Genomic DNA, 17,364 nt, shown 5'->3' on the forward strand with positions numbered 1-17,364 from the left:
TTCTTTATCGAAACGGTAGCTAAAGTTTTCTTGGCGCGGAGCAACCACTAAAATGGTGCTGATCGTGGCAGATGTGGTGGCGGTTGCTGATTTTTTATTTTGGGTTGATCCGTCTTCAGTCACCGGATCGTCACGCCACACTAAGCGGTAATAACGCTCTTGATTATCAGCTGGACCTTTATAGAAGATCTTAAAACTCTCTTTAGTCTTTCCGGGCAAAATTAAATTGGCTGGAGAAGAGAGCACTTCGTTATTGCTCATCGGAATAACTTGACCATTTTCTAATGGCGAAGAGACTCGCTCAATGGACAAGCCAACCAGTCGAGCTTGATCGACATTATTTTCAATTTCTTTTGCGAGAATAGTTTGGTCTGAGGTCATCATTTCAGTGATGGGACCGACATGAATAGCTGCTGCGAAATGACTATAAAAAAACAAAGGACTCAAACAGGCTAATATTATTTTTTTCATCACGAATCCTTTAGGGAGAGCGAATGATCCGCTCATCCCTTAATTACATTAATAAATTACGTATATTGCTTTATAACTTATGGCGCTTTGGTGAAGTCGCCTTCCCAAGTTGCAGTGAATTGCACTTTTACATCACCGTCCCAGTAACCATCGGCTAAATCAGCAAATTTAGCATCAACACCCGCAATTTTTGCAGAAGCGATATTGAAAGCGAATTGACCTTGTCCACTTACACGATCTTTACCGTTATAAGCACCTTCTTGTGCTAAGAAATCTAGACCAGCAGTGATACCTTGTTTTACATCAACCATAGTGGTGTCAGTAGTTTTGTTTACTTCTGCGCCATTCCACTTAACGCCAACCGTTAATTCACTGTCATCAGCAGTACGAGTTAAGGTGTCGGTGATAACTTTTGAAGTCAATTTAAAGTCAGTGGCTTTTTCTTGACCTTGGATTGTGATGTCGAACGCACCATCTTGAGTATTAAAACCTTTAATACCTTCAGCGTAGTTGAAAGTTAATGATTTTAATGGGGTAACAACTAACATACTTTGAGTATCTTTAATTGCTTTCGCATCCCATGAAGCTACAGCTTGTGCTTTACGAGTGTCTGCTTGAGCAAGGGTAGTCGCACCCATAATAGCAACAGCAAGAACGGCTAATGTCAGCTTTTTCATACTTATATCCTTTAATGATTGTCTATAATAGAGTGGGTTTCTTTCAAGCTACAGGCAGAAAGAACTTTGTATCTATGCTTAATTAATAATAAAAAACACGTCTTTAAAATGAACTTGTAGTCAAATTCATTTTAAAAATAATGTCTAAAAAATTAGACTCTTTAATTTAGAGATAAACTAAATTTTATTTCTTTTATATTTAACTTGATCTTATTTATAAGGATGTAATGAATTTAAATTATCTTCATCTTTAAAATAATCTTTTTAAGACTGGTTTTTCTTTGATATTTGTTACTATTTCTAGCTGATTTCAATCTTTCTTTACTCTTAAATTGAGTACGGAGATCAATTTAACGAATAAAAATAAGATTTTGCATAAGAATAATCTTATAGGCTTTTCTGCTGATAAAATAAAATATAAGGAAGATTTATCTTTCTTGTCGTATTTTGTTATTCTAAATGGGGCTTTACGCCTAATTCGATGAGTAATACTTATGTTTTTCTGAATGTGCTTTAGTGTAAATAAACATATATTTTGTTATATGTAATTTTATATATCAATAATATCGGATTTATATATATTAAACGCTATTTACTGTCCTTTAATGATCTGGTTGTGAATAATTAAGTAGATTTGCCATAGCAAAAAGCATCAAATCTTATTATGATAATCCTGATTGGATTATAATTAGGTGTTTATTCTTAGTGGTATTTATATATTAACAATTGAAATGGTAATTGTTATTATCTAAATAATCTTATTGCTTTTTTAAATGTATTTTAAAAAGTTAAAATTGTATTTTATTTATTTTTTTTGATCTAGATTAACATTGTTATTAAAATGTAATAAAAAAGTAAACTTATATGAATTGGTATTGTTACGGTATATTAACGTTAATTTTTCATTTTACTTAATAATATTCTAATTATTATTGGATGTTAATTTTAAAATTTAGTGATTCTATTTTTAATTTTTTTTAACTCTATTTTTATTATTTATTATGATTAGTGTCTATTTTTTAATGTAGAAAGTTTTACTTCCAGATAGGTAGTGGGTTTATAATTATTGATATTATCTAAATTATGATTTATTTTAATGTAATTAAATTATTTTTTCCTTTAATCATAATAAAGAATGAAACCATCAGTGGTTTATCACTGCGTTAAAATTAATATTTTTTAAATAAACTTTATTTTGAATATATTAATATGAATTTTTCACTTATATTCTCTTTTTTTGTTAAATTAAAGTTAATGGTGAATAAGGTTGAATGGTTGTAATTTATTGATTTTAAATTTTTTTGTGTTTGTTTTGCTCTAGCTCTTTATTGTTAATGATAATCGATATGAATAAAATCTAAATAAAAAGTCATTTAATCGATACCGATAAAAAATAAAATAAAGTATGATTTAATTTAAATTTAATATTTAATTTTTTATTTGAGTTCTTATGGCAACTGAAATAAGTTAAATATTATTTTTATAAATAAAATGCGACTTTTAGTGCTGTTAAATTTTTTCACTATAAAATTATAATAAATAATAAAAATGAACTTAAAATATTTTATTTTAAAACGCCTTGCTCAGGTTATTCCGATGCTGATTATTGTCAGTATATTGGCATTTATCTTAAGTCATATTTCTGCTGGTGATATTGCTGAAATTACATTGCGTAGTAAAGGGATGATCCCTACACCAGACAGTATTGCCGCAGTAAGAGTCGAGTTGGGGCTAGATAAACCGCTTTACATGCAATATCTCAGTTGGTTGGGTAACACGTTACAGGGGGATTTTGGTACCTCAATTCAATCAGGTTTGCCTGTTAGCCAAGAAATTATTGATAGATTTCCTGCCACATTGAAGCTGGCATTAGTCTCCACGCTATTTGCTGTCTTGCTTTGTGTGCCTATCGCATTACTTTCGGTTCGCTTTAAAGATAGTGCCATCGACCATGGTATTCGTTTTGTAACGACAATTGCCGCCACACTTCCTGATTTTTGCCTCGGATTATTATTGCTTTATATTTTTGCAATTAAGCTTCATATCGCTCCTGTTATCGCTGGCGATAGCATGCAAAATATTTTATTACCCGCACTCACATTAAGTGCTGGATATGCGGCAATGTATACCCGCATTTTGCGTAACAACCTGATTGAAGTGAGTTATACCGATTATATTCGAGCAGCAAGAGCAAGAGGGCTTGGAAAAACCGCCGCACTGTTTCGTCATGGATTAAAAAATGCCGCACTTCCTTGTGTCACTTTAATTGGTGTTAACTTCGGTAAATTATTAGGTGGTCAGTTTGCCTGTGAAACGATTTTTTCTTGGAATGGTATTGGTAAATTCGCTGTAGATAGCATTCGGCTAAAAGATTTACCCGTTATTCAAGGTTATATCGTTGTCGTTGCGGTGACTTATATCGGTATCAATCTATTGATCGATCTGTTGTATGCCTTTATCGATCCTAAAATCATGATGGAGTGATAAAGCATGCAACTGAATTTCTTACAGCGATTCTTACAACAGCGTTTAGCAATGACAGGCGTTGTGATTATCTTATTTTTGGTGATATTAGGTATTTTTGCCCCTTATTTGACACCGCATGATCCTTATATCACCAATGTAAAATTGAAATTGATGGATGCGAGTGTGGAATATCCGCTAGGAACAGATCAACTAGGTCGTTGTGTATTTTCTCGCTTGATTTATGGAATCAGAACCAGTTTATCAACAGCGGTGCTAGCGACATTCTTAATGTTAAGTATTGGCATTCCATTGGGAATTCTAGCGGGTTATGTCGGTGGAAAAACCGATAATTTAATTATGCGATTAGTTGATATTGCCTCTACTTTCCCATCAAGCCTATTAGCATTAGCTGCAATAGGGATCACCGGTCCTAGTTTAATGACGATTTTACTCGTTTTTATTACACTTTGGTGGGCGCCTTTTGCCCGTATTATCCGCGGTTCTGTGATTGCATTAAAAGAGAAAGACTTCATTCAAGCCGCAGTTTCTGTTGGTGATCCTCATCGGCGCATTATATTTCATCATATTATTCCCAATGCACTCTCTTCTATCATTGTGTTAGCAACACTGCGTATTGCTGCTGTTATTACGCATGTCGCGGCATTTTCATTTATTGGATTGGGCTCACAACCCCCTATTGCTGACTGGGGCGTAATGCTAAGTGATAGCCGGCAATTTATGACCCAATATCCGATGATGATTATCTATCCTGCTCTCGCCATTATGCTCTCGGTTTGGGCGCTAAATATGATTGGTGAAGGATTAAATGATGTATTGCAGAACAACACTAAGGCATTAAATTTAAAAAAACAGGAGGAGATTTAATATGTCTTCTATTCCTGTGTTATCGGTTAGAAAATTAACCACTTGTTTTTATTCGCAAAAAAATAGATTTATTGCAGTAAATAATATCGATATCGATTTATATGCTGGAAAAATTACCGCACTTATTGGTGGTTCTGGTAGTGGGAAATCAGCTACCGCTCTCTCTTTAATAAATTTAATTGATAATCCCGGAAAAGTGGTCTCAGGAGAGATCACGCTCTTTGGTGAAATGATTTCTAATAATAGTGAACGACAGTGGCGAAAAATTCGTGGCAGCAAAATTGCGATGATCTTTCAAGAACCAAGAAGCGCTTTAAATCCCACGATCAAAATTGAAAAACATTTTGCAGAAGCGTTATCCCCTGAACTGCACAAAAAATCCAAAACAGAAAAACGTCAACTTTATAAAGAGATCTTATCGCGTCTAGGTTTAAGTCACGGCGATGAACTACTTAATAAATACCCCTTTGAATTAAGTGGCGGTATGTGTCAGCGCATTATGGTGGGAATGGGGCTGTTATCAGGCGCTAAAGTTTTGATTGCAGATGAGCCTACTGCATCACTTGATCTGACTACTCAGGCTGCGATTTTGTATGAGATTGATCGTTTGAAAGCATTAGGGATCGCGATTTTACTGATCACGCATGATCTGGGAGTGGTTGCTCAAATGGCAGATGATGTTTATGTGATGTATCAAGGGAATATTGTCGAGTCAGACAGTGTAACGGCGTTATTTGATAATCCGCAACATGAATATACTCAGCGCTTATTAGCGACGGTTATCGCAGGAGAAAATAATGCCATTGGTTGAAGTGAATAATCTCTCTAAATATTACCGTAAAAATGGGATTACAACGTGTGCTGTTGCTGATATTTCGTTTTGTATTCATCGTGGTGAAACATTAGGTGTGGTGGGTGAATCTGGTTGTGGAAAAACAACGTTAGGTAAATTATTACTTAAACTTGAGCAAAGTGATAACGGGAATATTTTATTTGCGCACAAAGAGATAACTCATTTTAGTTTTAATCAGATGCGTCAAATTCGCCAAAATATGCAGATGATATTCCAAGCCAGCGCAGATGCATTTAATCCCTACTTCACGGTAGAGCAAATTATTGCTGAACCACTGATCAATTACCAAGAGATAACGCGCCAAGAACGTCAGCAGGCGATTTGCCACATGCTTGAACTTGTGGGGTTAGATAGCACTTTCTTATCAAGACGCTCTGATGCACTTTCAGGTGGGCAAAAACAACGAGTTGGCATAGCAAGAGCACTTATCTTACAGCCTGAATTTGTTGTCTGTGATGAGATTGTCTCTAGTGTCGATTTTGCTTTAAAACAGCAAATACTCACATTAATTAATCGATTAAAAAAGACGTTAAAACTTACCTATCTGTTTATTTCTCATGATATTTCAGCGGTTAACTTTGTTAGTGACCGTATTATTGTGATGTATCTTGGGCATATTGTTGAAGTGATCCCTAAGATGGATAACCATGTTCAGCATCCATATAGCCAAACACTTCTTTGCGCGGTATTGCCAATTCATCCCGCACAAAAAATTCCCTTTAAGCAACTCATGCATCATGAAACGCCAAAAGCGCATTCAGGATGTATTTACTATCATCGTTGCTTAAAAAGAGCAGAAATATGTAAAAAACAGGCACCACCCATGGTTCAGATTTCTCAATATCATTGGATTGCATGCCACAAAATAACTGATTGATAAATAGAATATAAAAAAATAAAAGGATACATTTTCTATGTTTAAACGATTGATACACCATACCTTACTCATTAGTTTTCTCTCACTTACGGTACTTTCTGGCTGTAAAGATGAGAAAGCGCAAGATACCACTTCAAATGTAGAAGCAAAAAAAGAAGTTGTGGTCGCCATTTATCGTGATGGCGCGATGAATATGTTAGATGCTGCAAGTTATAACGGTCCTCATTTTGTATTTAAAATGATCTATGACGGTTTAACGGAGGATGGTGGTGAAGGCAAAATTATTCCAGCATTGGCAACAAGTTGGGATATCTCTGCTGATGGTAAAACTTACCTCTTTAAGTTGCGTGAAAATGTGAAGTTTTCTGATGGTACGCCATTTGATGCCGATGCCGTTATTTTTAACTTAAAACGTTGGGTGAATAACCCACGCTATGGTCAAATCACAGCGACATTAGTCGATTCTATGGAAGCTGTTGATAAGAACACGGTACGTATTACTTATAAAAATGCGTCTTACCCTATTTTGATGGAAATGACGTATCCTCGTCCTGTGCGCTTTTTAAGCCCAGCCTCATTAAGTGATGATGGCAAAACATTTACCAAGCCAGTAGGTACAGGTCCTTGGATGCTAGAGAGCTACGATAAAGACAAAAGTTTTACGTTAGTGCCAAATCCTTACTACTGGGGTGAAAAACCAAAGTTAGACCGTATTATTTTTAAAGTCGTAGCAGATGGTCAAGCGCGTGTTTTTGCACTGCAAAGTGGTGAAGTAGATATTATTGGTGGTGACCTAATTGGTAAAATTCCAATGGGAAACATTCAAGAATTAGAACAAGATAGCAAATTTGATACCTTTACTGCTGACACATTAAGTTCACATTTTATTGCCTTTAATCAGCGTACTCCTGAATTTCAAGATAAGCGCATTCGCCAAGCTATTAACTATGCAATAGATAAAAAGAGCATTGCTGAAGACCTTTTCAACCATATTGGTAAAGAGGCGACAGGGATGTATCAATCAGGTGTACCTTACGCTAATGCAGAAAATAACTACACGTTAGCGGGAGATAAAGCGAAAGCTCACGCATTGTTAAGTGATGCGGGTTATGTGAAAAATGCACAAGGTATTTTTGTGAAAGAGGGCAAACCTCTGGCGTTTTCTTTGTTGTTAACAACGGATGAATTTCCTGAGTGGAAAACCTTAGCTGAATTTATACAAGCTGAACTGGCTCAAACGGGCATTCAAGTTAACCTGAAGATACTTGATCGCAATGGTTATACCCAATCAACGTTAGAAGCTAAAGATTTTGATATGGCGTTAATGCGTACCGCTTCTGATTCATGGATGCCACATAGTTCAATGTTAGAGATCTACGATTTACAGGCAAACAATCAACAAGCCAAAGCATGGTATGACGAAAAGCTATCAGCCATGATTTATAAAACCTTATCAACGCTAAATGAAGACGATCGTCAAAAAGGCTATAACGATATTATGGGTTTTATTAGTGAAGAGGCAATTACGGCTCCGATTTATCATCCCGTCACTAATTTTGCAGTAAATCCTAAAAAAGTGGCTAACTTTGAAGTTGGTGTTAATAACTATGCACCTGTTGCGTGGGAAAAATTAACAGTACCGAGTTCGTCAGAAAAATAATCAATAACGTGCAGCTTATCTTAGGTTGCACGTTATTTGGATCTTATCTTTTTTATAGGTTGTGGTTATGCAAGGTTCACAAAATAAACTATTAAAAAATTGGACTGATGGTGCTGAAAATTACAGTAACCTTATCCAATTAGAATTAAATGGGTTTCAGCGAGAAGCGTGGCTCAATATTATTCATGAATATTGTGGTCAACATGGCAAATTAAGGGTGCTTGATATAGGTACTGGTCCCGGCTTTTTCTCTATTATTATGGCAAAAGCAGGGCATCAAGTTACGGCTATCGATTGCACTCAAGCTATGGTGGATGTGGCTAAAAAGAATTTTGAGACTCATCAAGTGGATGTTGAAGTAATGCAAGGCGATAGTCATGCACTGCCTTTCCCTGATAATTATTTTGATTTAGTGATTAGCCGCAATGTGGCATGGACGTTATTAGATGCAGAAACGGGTTATAAAGAGTGGTTAAGAGTATTAAAGCCCGGTGCCAGAACCCTTATTTTTGATGCTAATTGGAATAGATATCTGTTTGATGAAAAATTAAATCAGAAAAACAGTGAAGATATTGCTGCTTATGCAATGACGTTTAATGAGCAACCTGCTGGTTATAGTGCAGATATGCTGGATTATCGCAAAAGTATGCCAATGTGTCAGAAAGTTAGACCTCAGTGGGATTTATCAACCTTGGTGACACTTGGCTATGATGAATTAACTTGTTTAACCAATATTAATGACCGTGTATATGATGATAAACGCAAAGTACTTTACCGCTCTACACCCATGTTTATGATTGCCGCGACTAAGCCTTGGGTAAAAGTAACTTATTAAATTTATTGCGTTATTTAGGGCTGATTAGTTGTCCTTGTATATCTGCAATACCAATGCTTGCAATACAGCCAGCATTAAATTGCAGGTAGTCATCTTCAATGCCATCAGAGAAAATAACGCCGTTTTCTGGCATTAAAGACTCTAGTTCTAAAGGAGAATTAGCATCAATAGTGCCAAAAGTAAGCGCTATTCCTGTTGTTTTACTTGGAAAGGGCTCTCTGACACTAAATTGTAGTTTTTTATCTCCCCAACTAAATCCTTGTAAAAAAGGGTGTGATGTATTGCCTGTAATTGCCATTGCACCCGCTAAAATAGATTGAAACCAACCTGTTGAACCTAACCCTGTTGAGACAATAATACCGGAAGAAGATTGCGCTTCTTTAGCGCCTTCCCACTGTAAAATATAACGGGCTGAAGTATGACTTTTTGGACCAATAAAGAGATCATTTACCGCCAATAGAGACTGACCATCATTCGTTGTCGCTTGGGCAAACGTGACTGCTTTAAAAGGCATTTTTTTATTCAATGTATTAATAACAGTCTGTTTTAATTGCCCAATTTCAAATGGCAGTAATTTGCCATCCCACCTTGAGGGATCTGGGTTTATCGCAATAACCGGCTGTCCAGTAAGGTATTTTAGAGTGTTAGCCACAAGCCCATCTTGACCAATCACAACCACAATATCATGAGCCGCAAATTGATAACTCGGGAGTAAATTTCTTTCTAATAGCTGAAATCGCCCAAACGATTTTAGAATTAATTCGGCCTCCGTTAACTGTTTTTGATACAGGTTATGCTCGTTGAGGTAATCCTTTACCTCAACATTATTATGTTCTAAATAGAATTTAGCTTGCGACCAAGTATTAAAACGTTCAATTAACTCTTGCAAACGGCTTTTTCGCATCACCAATACAAATCTAACCTCTCTGTTATTTTCCATTATTTGCTTCCTTTTTTCATAAATTGGCTAAAAAGGTCAGGTGTAATATTTAGTTCACCAATTTTTCCTGAATTGAGTGCTAAGGTTTCAAATGCCATCGCCATTAATTGCTGAGAGTCCATTTTTGCCAATGCCATTGCTTTTAGGTTTTCAACCGGTAATTCACGATAGGCTCGCATGGTTGCTTCAATGGCATAAGCGTCGGCTTCTGATTGTGTCCGTTGGTTTTCCGCACTTAACGCTACCAGTTCTTTACGTTTTGCTTCTGCATTAACTTTGGCTTCTAATCGCTCTTTTTCGATTTCAGCTTGTTCTCTTAATAGCGCACGTTCGTTTTCTAGTCGTGCTTCTTCTATTTCTTGTCTTTTACGTTGTATGGATAAATCAGTTTCTAATTCAGCTTCTTTAATGGTGCGCTCTTGTTCTACTGAGAACTTACGGCGCGCATAAATTGCGTCATCTGCTTCTTTAAGTAGCGATTCTCTAGCTTGTGCTTCCAGTGCTTTTAAGGTTTCTGGTGAGGGGGTAATTGCTGCAATAGAGACATCAAGAATAGCGATACCTAATGCATCTAATGATGGGTGTTGCACCAGCTGTGACATGACAAAAGAGACTAAAGATTGGCTGAGTAATAGCGCCTCTCGCAGTGGTGTACTTTGAATTTTTGCCTGAATTAACGTTTGAGCAATACGCACCACACGATCACTTAATTTCAGTGGATCTTCTGAGGCGTAAGCTTTGCCATTTTTACTTAAGTTAAAGTTGAGTACTTCGGCGGCTTTTTCAGGCTCTTTAACTTGGAATGAAATCTGTCCTTGAATGCGTAAACCTTGATAATCCGCAGTTTGAAAGTTAAAGATAAAAGGCGCTTCTTGGGCATTTAAAGGTAATGCAGCAATTGAAGTTGTTGCCGCGTTATACCAAAAACTAAGTCCTTTACCTTGTTGGCGAATTTTGCCATTCACTGATTTTATAATGAAGGTTGATGAATCTGCTTTGAAATAATTTAAGTTAAACATAATAGTTCTCCAGTTAGTGTCCTTATGACAATAACTAGATTGTGTCTTATCGACACTATGCTTGTCAACTGATTTAGTGTCTTTATGACAAAATTTGATTTTCCTGCTGTTATGTTTAAAATAGCGCTATCTTTTTTCAATAAAGCCGATGCCATGAATGAACAGGATTTTTTAGCTGGTTATAACCGCTGTGATTTCTTATCACCACTGTTAACCGTTGATGCGGTACTGTTTACATACCACGAAGAGACACTAAAAGTGTTGGTCGTTAAAAGGGGAAATCATCCCGAAAAAGGAAAGTGGGGATTACCGGGTGGGTTTGTGGATGAAGCGCAAGATAATAGTCTTGAAGATACCGTATTGCGTAAGCTAAAAGAGAAAACAGGTGTTACGCCACCCTATATAGAACAACTCTGTTCTGTCGGTAATAGTCAGCGCGATGCAAGAGGCTGGTCGGTTACGGTGTGTTATACCGCATTAATTGCGCATCAAGCTTGCGAAGCCCATATTGAATCTGTAGATAGCGTTATGTGGTTACCTATTGAAGAAGTTGCTCAAAAAGTATTGGCATTTGATCATAATGAATTAGTCCACCAAGCAAGAGAGCGGTTAAAGCAAAAATCACTCTACTCAATCGTGCCCGGTTTTGCATTACCTGAAGTATTTACCTTGCCTGAATTACAGCATGTGCATGAAATTTTAATTGGTAAAGAGATCCAGAAAAAATCATTTCGTAGGCGTATTGAACAAGCTGATTTATTAATTGATACTGGCGAGAAACGTGCCGAAAGAGGACGCCCCGCAAGTCTTTATCGGCTAAAAGAGGCGTCGGCAGATTATCGCTTTATTCGTAATCTGGAATTTTAATCAGCAAGTTGTTTTACAAAATAGTTAGCGCCATCGCGTATGGCGTCATCTGCCACTTTCATCATGCGAGAGTAGTGTAAAAAGGCATGTAATGTGCCTGAATACATTTTGTATTCGCAAGGTTGTTGATGCGCTTCTAAGGTTTTAAACAGTGTAATGCTGTCATCAATAAGTGGATCATATTGCGCACCTGCGATAAAACAGGGTGGAATATTTTTAGTTAAGTCATTATTAAATAAACAGTAATAAGGCGCATCTCGATTGCCTAATACGGTTAAATAAGCATTATCATACTCTTCTAAATCTTGCTGGCGTAATCCATCCCACTCACCACCATAAAGACGACGGCTGGTGGAATCACGTAATCCATATAATCCATACCAAAGTAAAACCGCACCAATATTGCCGCAATTTATTTGGTTATCCCGTAGCCAAAGAACAGTTGCTAACGACAACATTGCGCCAGCAGAATCACCAGCAAAGCCAATGTTTGATGTGTTTAAGTTATATTTTTGAGCCATTTGGTGATAGTGCTGACAAACTTGTGCTGATTCTTCAATGGCTTGTGGGTAACGTGCTTCTGGTGATAATGAATAATCGATACCAATAACAGCGCATCCGGAATAGCGCGCTAATAGGCGCATAATACGATCATGGGTATCTAAATTTCCTAAAATAAAACCACCACCATGAAGATAAAACAGTGTTGCTGGTGTCTTGTCTACGGGTTTATAAATACGCGTTAAAACTTGCCCGTAAGAGGTCGAGACTGAAATATCTTGAATGCTAAACATTTCAGGGGCGTCTTCATTCCAATAACGTCTATCTTGGTTATAAGCAAGGCGCATTGCTGGGTAATCGTTACTTTTAGGCGCTGGTTGCGGATTATCTGCATAAAATTGCATGACTTGCTGCATTTCTGGCGAAATAAGTTCTAGCACATTGATTTTATTTTTAGTTTTCATTAATGCCTCCAATTATCACTGTACGGTATTGTAAGTAATGGGGCTTAATAAACTGGGATCTTGGTATCCAATATTGAATGTTAGTGAGCTGGTGAGTGGGTAAGAGTAGGAAGTGTGATTTATCTTTTAGTTAAAAATAATGGTGAAAATATGATGAATTGCACAATTTTTCTTAACTAAATTAATATTTGAAAATAAAAATGATTATCAGAAGTGTTAAGATATAAGAGTGATAAAACGATTATTGAAGAAGAATAATGAAAAAAATATTGCTGATATTAGGTTTATTTCTAACTGTTTTTTTATTAAATGGGTGTGCGACTAAATCAACGCTGGCTTACATTGATAAAGGAGAAACAAGCTCGGCGCAAATAAGACCAAAAATTTTATCTCAGCCATTACCTTATTATCCAGTAAAAGCGCGAGCTAATAATATTGATGAGAGTTTAAAGGTTAAATTTGATGTAGATGAAAAAGGCATAGTCCAAAATATCAGAATATTGGATTCACCCTTCGTGGATGTATTTGGTTTATCACTTATTCATGCGATAGAACAGTGGCGTTATGAACCTGGAAATCCAGTAAAAGATTTAATTATGGTTGTTGATTTTAAATCGACAGTATCTAACTAAATTATTACCTAATAAAAAGAGAATAACCCTTTATGAATTAATGAGGTTATTCTCTGATCATGTTTAATTTGAGACTAACTGTACAACGACTAATCGCCCGCCTTCTTCTGTTGATAATACAAATTGCAGCCCATCGGTTAGGGCAATTTTATCGCCAATCGCTATCTGTTTTTTCTCCGGTAATACCATTAATCCATCAATACGTTCGTTAACTAGCCACCATGTTGAATTGTGATAAACAAAATAACCAACCCGTTTTTTCTGTTCATCGGTGGTGCGTTCATTCGGGGCAATAAGGCGATTAACATGCCAAGGGAAAAGCGATTGATTACTCCAAACCATTAAGCGGTGATCGTCTGGTCTAAAACTCCCTGCTTTACGTGAAGAATAGAGGTTTAAAATCGGCAATTGACCTTTATAAGGGGTGTGGCAATAAGGGCAAACAGGGTGTGTTTTACCTGAAAAAACATACCATTGCTGTTCACAATCACTATTTTGACAAGGCTGAACCAAATCTACTGTTTTTACTAATGCGGTTTCCCATTCATCTGCGGTAGGACGTTGAGCCGGATCGTGTAATCCCGTGATAAACGCCCTTTCAAATAACGGTGTTAAATAAGGACCCATAATGGTGTAAGGGATCTTTTGTGGATCAGCCCAAGGCAGAGAAGAGGGTTTCACCTGATTTAATTTTACCGCATTACTGCTATCGGTTGGGTGTTCAATAAAAAGGGCTTTTTCACCCATAGAGAGAGTTTCATCACGCATTTCATCGTCAAGATCGTGAATTTTACCGCCACGTAGAGGATGACGATAAAATAGATATATATAAATAAGTACGGCAAGAGCGTGTCTGTCAGTGGTGATATTAGGCAATATGCGATTAGGATCATCTTTCGCTAAATGGCTGGTTTTTACCACTTCAGGTGCAATAAAATCGGGTGTTCCTACTACATCGGGTGGGTATTTACCGGGAACGACTAAGCCATCAATATCAATGACACAAGCGTGACCTTGTTCAGGATCGATAAGCACATTTTTATAGCTAAGATCACTGTGACATAAACCCGCCGCATGCATTCGGCGTACAGCGCGAGCAAGCAATAAACAGACTTTGAGGTAATTTAACATATTGCCACGTTCACGAGGATCGAGAAATTTGTTCTGGTTATTTGCACTCGCAAACCATTTTCCTTCTTTCTCTCGACCTTTTATCGCCAAAAAGTCATTATTTTTAGAACCATATTTAAAGAAGAAATGCGATTGATAAGTCGGAACGACAATACCAATTTTTCCTTGATGCTCTACAACATCGGTTGGCCAGCAAAAGAGGTTTTTCCAGTAGTCACCACCGCTCTGTTCAAAGATATTATGACGATATGAGCTGGTTATCATATCAATACGATCTTTCGCTTGTGCATTTTGTTGCGTTTTATAAAAGGCGACAACATAGGATTTATCAGGGGAAAAATAGACATCTTTCATGGAACCAGAGCCAATTATCTCATTAACATACTGGATTGTTTTTCCACTTTGCGTTGTACAGGTAATGATATCTGCCATAAAAAATCACCAATTCTTTTGTTCTAAAGATCACCAAGCCACAATAATAGTGCGGTCATCGTGATTACCTGCGGAAAAGAAATTCAACCACTCAGCAAGTGCTTTATCTGCATTTTCAGGTGTCGCTAAACAAGGCGATATCTCATTAACTAATGCAGCCCATTTATCTGCGGCTTGTAAGCCGTTGTCCGTTTCAAACCAAGGATCAGAAACACCATCAGTCATTAAAATAAGATGAGAAACATCATTCCATTTACCAATAATAATACGGCGATTAAAGTCGTTATCATGGATCGCGTTATCATCTAAAAAGCGTGTTTGTCCTGCATATTCGCCGCTATCAGGAGAACCTAATAAGCGTACTTTTCCAGTAGGACTAAATGCAGCAATAGCGCCATCACCCAGCCAAAATGAGGCAGCAAAAATGGCATTATCAAGTTGTAAAGAGACGGTGGCTAATAGCGTAGTAGAAAAGGATTTCACGGGTTCATTAACGCGTATTGCTTCATTTTTTAAATTATTAACAGCAAGTTGTGCTGCGTTATGAAATAGCTTGGCAAAGAAAGCACCGATTTGTTTAATTGCTTCTTCATCCCATTGATGAATCGCCTTGAGATAAGGTGCTAATACTTGGTTATTATCAGCGCTTAATTGCGTTTTTAAATATTCACTAACGGTATTAACGGTAATGCGCGAGCCTTCACGAGAGTAGCGTGCACTACCCGCACCATCTGCGGCAATGAGGACACTCCATTGGCTTTGATTATCATGATGAATTTGGAAATCATCATCACGAAATGTACCAGCATGTTCATGAGAACGACCACGACGACTGGCTGCGGCAATTCGGATACCGTCTTCAAGGATCACTTTGCTATCAATGTGTTCTTTAGGATAAGGGCTATCAGTGGCTGGTTCGTTAATTTTCCATAAACTACGAGGATCCGGATTAATAATCAGTAAAACCTCGTTGCTGTAGTTGTTGTTATCGTCTTCTTCAGTACGCCAATGCACGGTGAGCGTAAAATTACCGCTTTTAATCGGCATACCTGTTAGCGATAACGTTTCTGCATCAAAACGAATACCGAGATCTTCAGGAATTAAAATTGACTCTATTTTTGCACTTTGATGGGTATCTAACGTTATCTCAACCGCGGAATTAAATTCAGTACCGACTTTGGCATTTAAAAGCGTAATTTGCGCAATAGGTTTACGAACAAAGGGCTTTTTGGTCAGTAGTGGCGATGTATTTTGTGGAATTTGCCCTGGTTTTAATGCGTCATTTTCTACTATGGTTATTTCGGTTATTTCAGTTGTTTCAGTTGTTTCAGTTTCAACTTCTGCCGTTATCTCGTTTTCTATTTTAGCGACAGCGTCTTGTATCGGTGTTAAAAGCTGAAGTAACAGCTGTTCTTCATTTTTTAGCGTACTATTTTGTTGTTGTGCTTGTTTGGTTTTTGCTTTTATTTTCATCGCAATAGCATCAATAGCTTGAGCTATTTCAGTATCTTCATAAAGTGCTATCACTATTTCTTCTGATAATGGCAGACGATATTGTGTCATAACACTATCAATAAAAAGCTTGGTAAGCGTGGCTGTTTTATCCATTAACCTTTACCTCGTGTTACATCGAAATCAGACTGATTACTGTTGTCGTTAAAGGTAATTGTGTTATCACACCAAGGGCAAATTACCGTTTCTGGACCGTTAACACAAAGTAGTTTTCCACATTGGCAAACGGCAAATGCGGTGGCATTACCACAATAAGGGCAGCCCGGAGTGCCATGTAATTCACTGGTATTTACTTGATATGTGGTTGCGCTGTTATCACTCCAAGTAAAATAATCTTCATTGAGTGGGTAGCAACCTGTTAAGTTAAAGCCATTTAAATTCAGTTTGAAATCAAGACCGGAAGAGGTCATCGGTGGACGTTCATATTTCATCAAATAAGCTGAACGTGTTTGATTACAACGACCAACAAAAGTGACACAAGATTCATCATAAGCGCGAGCAATATCATCTTTTGCTAGACGAACAATATGTTCTGTTTTACTTAAAAGCACAGGTGCTTCTTCACCTACACTGCGGCTATGAGAAACCACAGACATCGTTATCCATTTGATAAAACGGGTAAAATCACCTTCTTGTGTTTCAGTAAATAGCAGTACGTTTTCGGTTAATTGTGATAGCACATGTAAATCAGCGCTAAGCCCTAAACCAATGGCAATAAGATTGACTTTATTGGCGTACTTCTCTTTCCAACGAGTAATTTCTGGTGCGTAATCATCAGTAGGGCGACCATCAGTGAGAAGATAAACAACGGGTTTCCAGTCGCCTTTCTGTTCTGTTGTGGTCTTTTTAACTTGGGTATCAATTTGGTGTGATAGCTCTCTTAATGCACTACCTAAAGAGGTTCCTCCACCAAGTGGTAATTGCGGTGGATAAAAAGAGACAACTTCAGTGAGTGGTACAATGGTTTTTGCAACGCCAGCAAAGGCGATAACAGAAACCCAAGCGGTTTCAAGTGCGTGAGGATCTCTTCTAAGATCGCGAATAATAGTGGTTAGACCATCATTCATCTTTTTTAGGTTTTCACCTATCATCGATTCTGAGCAATCTAAAACAAAGAAAATAGGTAGCCTTCTCATCGTTAT

The 17,364-nt window shown here is 37.2% G+C and carries 16 protein-coding genes; 8 read left to right on the plus strand and 8 right to left on the minus strand.

Annotation, left to right across the window (positions count from 1 at the left end; translation table 11 throughout):
• Positions 1-471: hypothetical protein (locus ABN099_RS15360; RefSeq protein ID WP_349464919.1), on the minus strand; the 471-nt coding region annotated here is incomplete at its 3' end.
• 77 nt (positions 472-548) lie between these two features.
• The gene (gene ecpA / locus ABN099_RS15365; RefSeq protein WP_349464921.1) at positions 549-1,148 is read right to left on the minus strand and encodes a common pilus major fimbrillin subunit EcpA; all 600 of its coding nucleotides are present in this window, start codon (positions 1,146-1,148) and stop codon (positions 549-551) included.
• 1,548 nt (positions 1,149-2,696) lie between these two features.
• On the opposite strand from ecpA, the gene ABN099_RS15370 reads away from it, so the two are divergent.
• The 6 genes from ABN099_RS15370 to ABN099_RS15395 all read left to right on the plus strand — a co-directional run bounded on the left by ABN099_RS15370 (position 2,697) and on the right by ABN099_RS15395 (position 8,724).
• Complete coding sequence (locus tag ABN099_RS15370; protein ID WP_349464923.1) at positions 2,697-3,632, plus strand: ABC transporter permease; 936 nt, start codon at positions 2,697-2,699, stop codon at positions 3,630-3,632.
• 6 nt (positions 3,633-3,638) lie between these two features.
• Entirely contained in the window at positions 3,639-4,499 is an 861-nt protein-coding gene (locus ABN099_RS15375; RefSeq protein ID WP_349464925.1) for an ABC transporter permease, read from the plus strand.
• 1 nt (position 4,500) lies between these two features.
• Positions 4,501-5,310, plus strand: a complete 810-nt coding sequence (locus ABN099_RS15380) for an ABC transporter ATP-binding protein (protein ID WP_349464927.1) — start codon at positions 4,501-4,503, stop codon at positions 5,308-5,310.
• Entirely contained in the window at positions 5,297-6,229 is a 933-nt protein-coding gene (locus ABN099_RS15385) for an ABC transporter ATP-binding protein (protein WP_349464929.1), read from the plus strand. The genes ABN099_RS15380 and ABN099_RS15385 overlap by 14 nt, the downstream gene beginning before the upstream one ends.
• Positions 6,230-6,266: 37 nt before the next feature.
• The gene (locus ABN099_RS15390; protein ID WP_349464931.1) at positions 6,267-7,889 is read left to right on the plus strand and encodes an ABC transporter substrate-binding protein; all 1,623 of its coding nucleotides are present in this window, start codon (positions 6,267-6,269) and stop codon (positions 7,887-7,889) included.
• Positions 7,890-7,956: 67 nt separating this feature from the next.
• Positions 7,957-8,724, plus strand: a complete 768-nt coding sequence (locus ABN099_RS15395; RefSeq protein WP_349464933.1) for a class I SAM-dependent methyltransferase — start codon at positions 7,957-7,959, stop codon at positions 8,722-8,724.
• A gap of 10 nt (positions 8,725-8,734) precedes the next feature.
• On the opposite strand, the gene ABN099_RS15400 is transcribed toward ABN099_RS15395, so the two are convergent.
• Both ABN099_RS15400 and ABN099_RS15405 read right to left on the minus strand, forming a co-directional pair.
• Positions 8,735-9,664, minus strand: a complete 930-nt coding sequence (locus ABN099_RS15400; RefSeq protein WP_349464935.1) for a sugar kinase — start codon at positions 9,662-9,664, stop codon at positions 8,735-8,737.
• Positions 9,664-10,683, minus strand: a complete 1,020-nt coding sequence (locus ABN099_RS15405; protein WP_349464937.1) for an SPFH domain-containing protein — start codon at positions 10,681-10,683, stop codon at positions 9,664-9,666. The genes ABN099_RS15400 and ABN099_RS15405 overlap by 1 nt, the downstream gene beginning before the upstream one ends.
• A gap of 153 nt (positions 10,684-10,836) precedes the next feature.
• On the opposite strand from ABN099_RS15405, the gene ABN099_RS15410 reads away from it, so the two are divergent.
• Positions 10,837-11,550 (plus strand): NUDIX hydrolase, encoded by a 714-nt coding sequence (locus tag ABN099_RS15410; protein WP_349465183.1) that lies wholly within the window; start codon positions 10,837-10,839, stop codon positions 11,548-11,550.
• Here ABN099_RS15410 and aes read toward each other — a convergent pair.
• The gene (gene aes, locus ABN099_RS15415; protein ID WP_349464939.1) at positions 11,547-12,515 is read right to left on the minus strand and encodes an acetyl esterase; all 969 of its coding nucleotides are present in this window, start codon (positions 12,513-12,515) and stop codon (positions 11,547-11,549) included. The two genes, ABN099_RS15410 and aes, sit on opposite strands and share 4 nt — an antisense overlap.
• Before the next feature lie 257 nt (positions 12,516-12,772).
• Between aes and ABN099_RS15420 the strand changes: the two genes are divergently transcribed.
• Positions 12,773-13,147 carry a TonB family protein gene (locus ABN099_RS15420; RefSeq protein ID WP_349464941.1) on the plus strand — a complete coding sequence of 125 codons (375 nt, stop codon included), beginning with the start codon at positions 12,773-12,775 and terminating at the stop codon, positions 13,145-13,147.
• Positions 13,148-13,210: 63 nt separating this feature from the next.
• Here ABN099_RS15420 and ABN099_RS15425 read toward each other — a convergent pair whose 3' ends face one another.
• Genes ABN099_RS15425 through ABN099_RS15435 form a run of 3 tightly spaced genes read right to left on the minus strand, consistent with a single transcriptional unit; the run spans position 13,211 to position 17,358 of the window.
• The gene (locus ABN099_RS15425) at positions 13,211-14,710 is read right to left on the minus strand and encodes a helix-hairpin-helix domain-containing protein (RefSeq protein WP_349464943.1); all 1,500 of its coding nucleotides are present in this window, start codon (positions 14,708-14,710) and stop codon (positions 13,211-13,213) included.
• A 30-nt stretch (positions 14,711-14,740) separates the two neighbouring features.
• Positions 14,741-16,318 carry a PP2C family serine/threonine-protein phosphatase gene (locus tag ABN099_RS15430; protein WP_349464945.1) on the minus strand — a complete coding sequence of 526 codons (1,578 nt, stop codon included), beginning with the start codon at positions 16,316-16,318 and terminating at the stop codon, positions 14,741-14,743.
• Positions 16,318-17,358 (minus strand): TerY-C metal binding domain-containing protein, encoded by a 1,041-nt coding sequence (locus tag ABN099_RS15435; protein WP_349464947.1) that lies wholly within the window; start codon positions 17,356-17,358, stop codon positions 16,318-16,320. Before ABN099_RS15435 ends, ABN099_RS15430 begins: the two co-directional genes overlap by 1 nt.
• Between the last annotated feature and the right edge of the window lie 6 nt (positions 17,359-17,364).

Source organism: Proteus hauseri (assembly GCF_040139125.1).
Taxonomy (GTDB): Bacteria; Pseudomonadota; Gammaproteobacteria; order Enterobacterales; family Enterobacteriaceae; genus Proteus; species Proteus hauseri_B.

Coding starts and splice junctions, on each gene's coding strand:
- ecpA (WP_349464921.1), bottom strand. CDS start 1,148: ATGAAAAAGCTGACATTAGCCGTTCTTGCTGTTGCTATTATGGGTGCG.
- ABN099_RS15370 (WP_349464923.1), top strand. CDS start 2,697: ATGAACTTAAAATATTTTATTTTAAAACGCCTTGCTCAGGTTATTCCG.
- ABN099_RS15375 (WP_349464925.1), top strand. CDS start 3,639: ATGCAACTGAATTTCTTACAGCGATTCTTACAACAGCGTTTAGCAATG.
- ABN099_RS15380 (WP_349464927.1), top strand. CDS start 4,501: ATGTCTTCTATTCCTGTGTTATCGGTTAGAAAATTAACCACTTGTTTT.
- ABN099_RS15385 (WP_349464929.1), top strand. CDS start 5,297: ATGCCATTGGTTGAAGTGAATAATCTCTCTAAATATTACCGTAAAAAT.
- ABN099_RS15390 (WP_349464931.1), top strand. CDS start 6,267: ATGTTTAAACGATTGATACACCATACCTTACTCATTAGTTTTCTCTCA.
- ABN099_RS15395 (WP_349464933.1), top strand. CDS start 7,957: ATGCAAGGTTCACAAAATAAACTATTAAAAAATTGGACTGATGGTGCT.
- ABN099_RS15400 (WP_349464935.1), bottom strand. CDS start 9,664: ATGGAAAATAACAGAGAGGTTAGATTTGTATTGGTGATGCGAAAAAGC.
- ABN099_RS15405 (WP_349464937.1), bottom strand. CDS start 10,683: ATGTTTAACTTAAATTATTTCAAAGCAGATTCATCAACCTTCATTATA.
- ABN099_RS15410 (WP_349465183.1), top strand. CDS start 10,837: ATGAATGAACAGGATTTTTTAGCTGGTTATAACCGCTGTGATTTCTTA.
- aes (WP_349464939.1), bottom strand. CDS start 12,515: ATGAAAACTAAAAATAAAATCAATGTGCTAGAACTTATTTCGCCAGAA.
- ABN099_RS15420 (WP_349464941.1), top strand. CDS start 12,773: ATGAAAAAAATATTGCTGATATTAGGTTTATTTCTAACTGTTTTTTTA.
- ABN099_RS15425 (WP_349464943.1), bottom strand. CDS start 14,710: ATGGCAGATATCATTACCTGTACAACGCAAAGTGGAAAAACAATCCAG.
- ABN099_RS15430 (WP_349464945.1), bottom strand. CDS start 16,318: ATGGATAAAACAGCCACGCTTACCAAGCTTTTTATTGATAGTGTTATG.
- ABN099_RS15435 (WP_349464947.1), bottom strand. CDS start 17,358: ATGAGAAGGCTACCTATTTTCTTTGTTTTAGATTGCTCAGAATCGATG.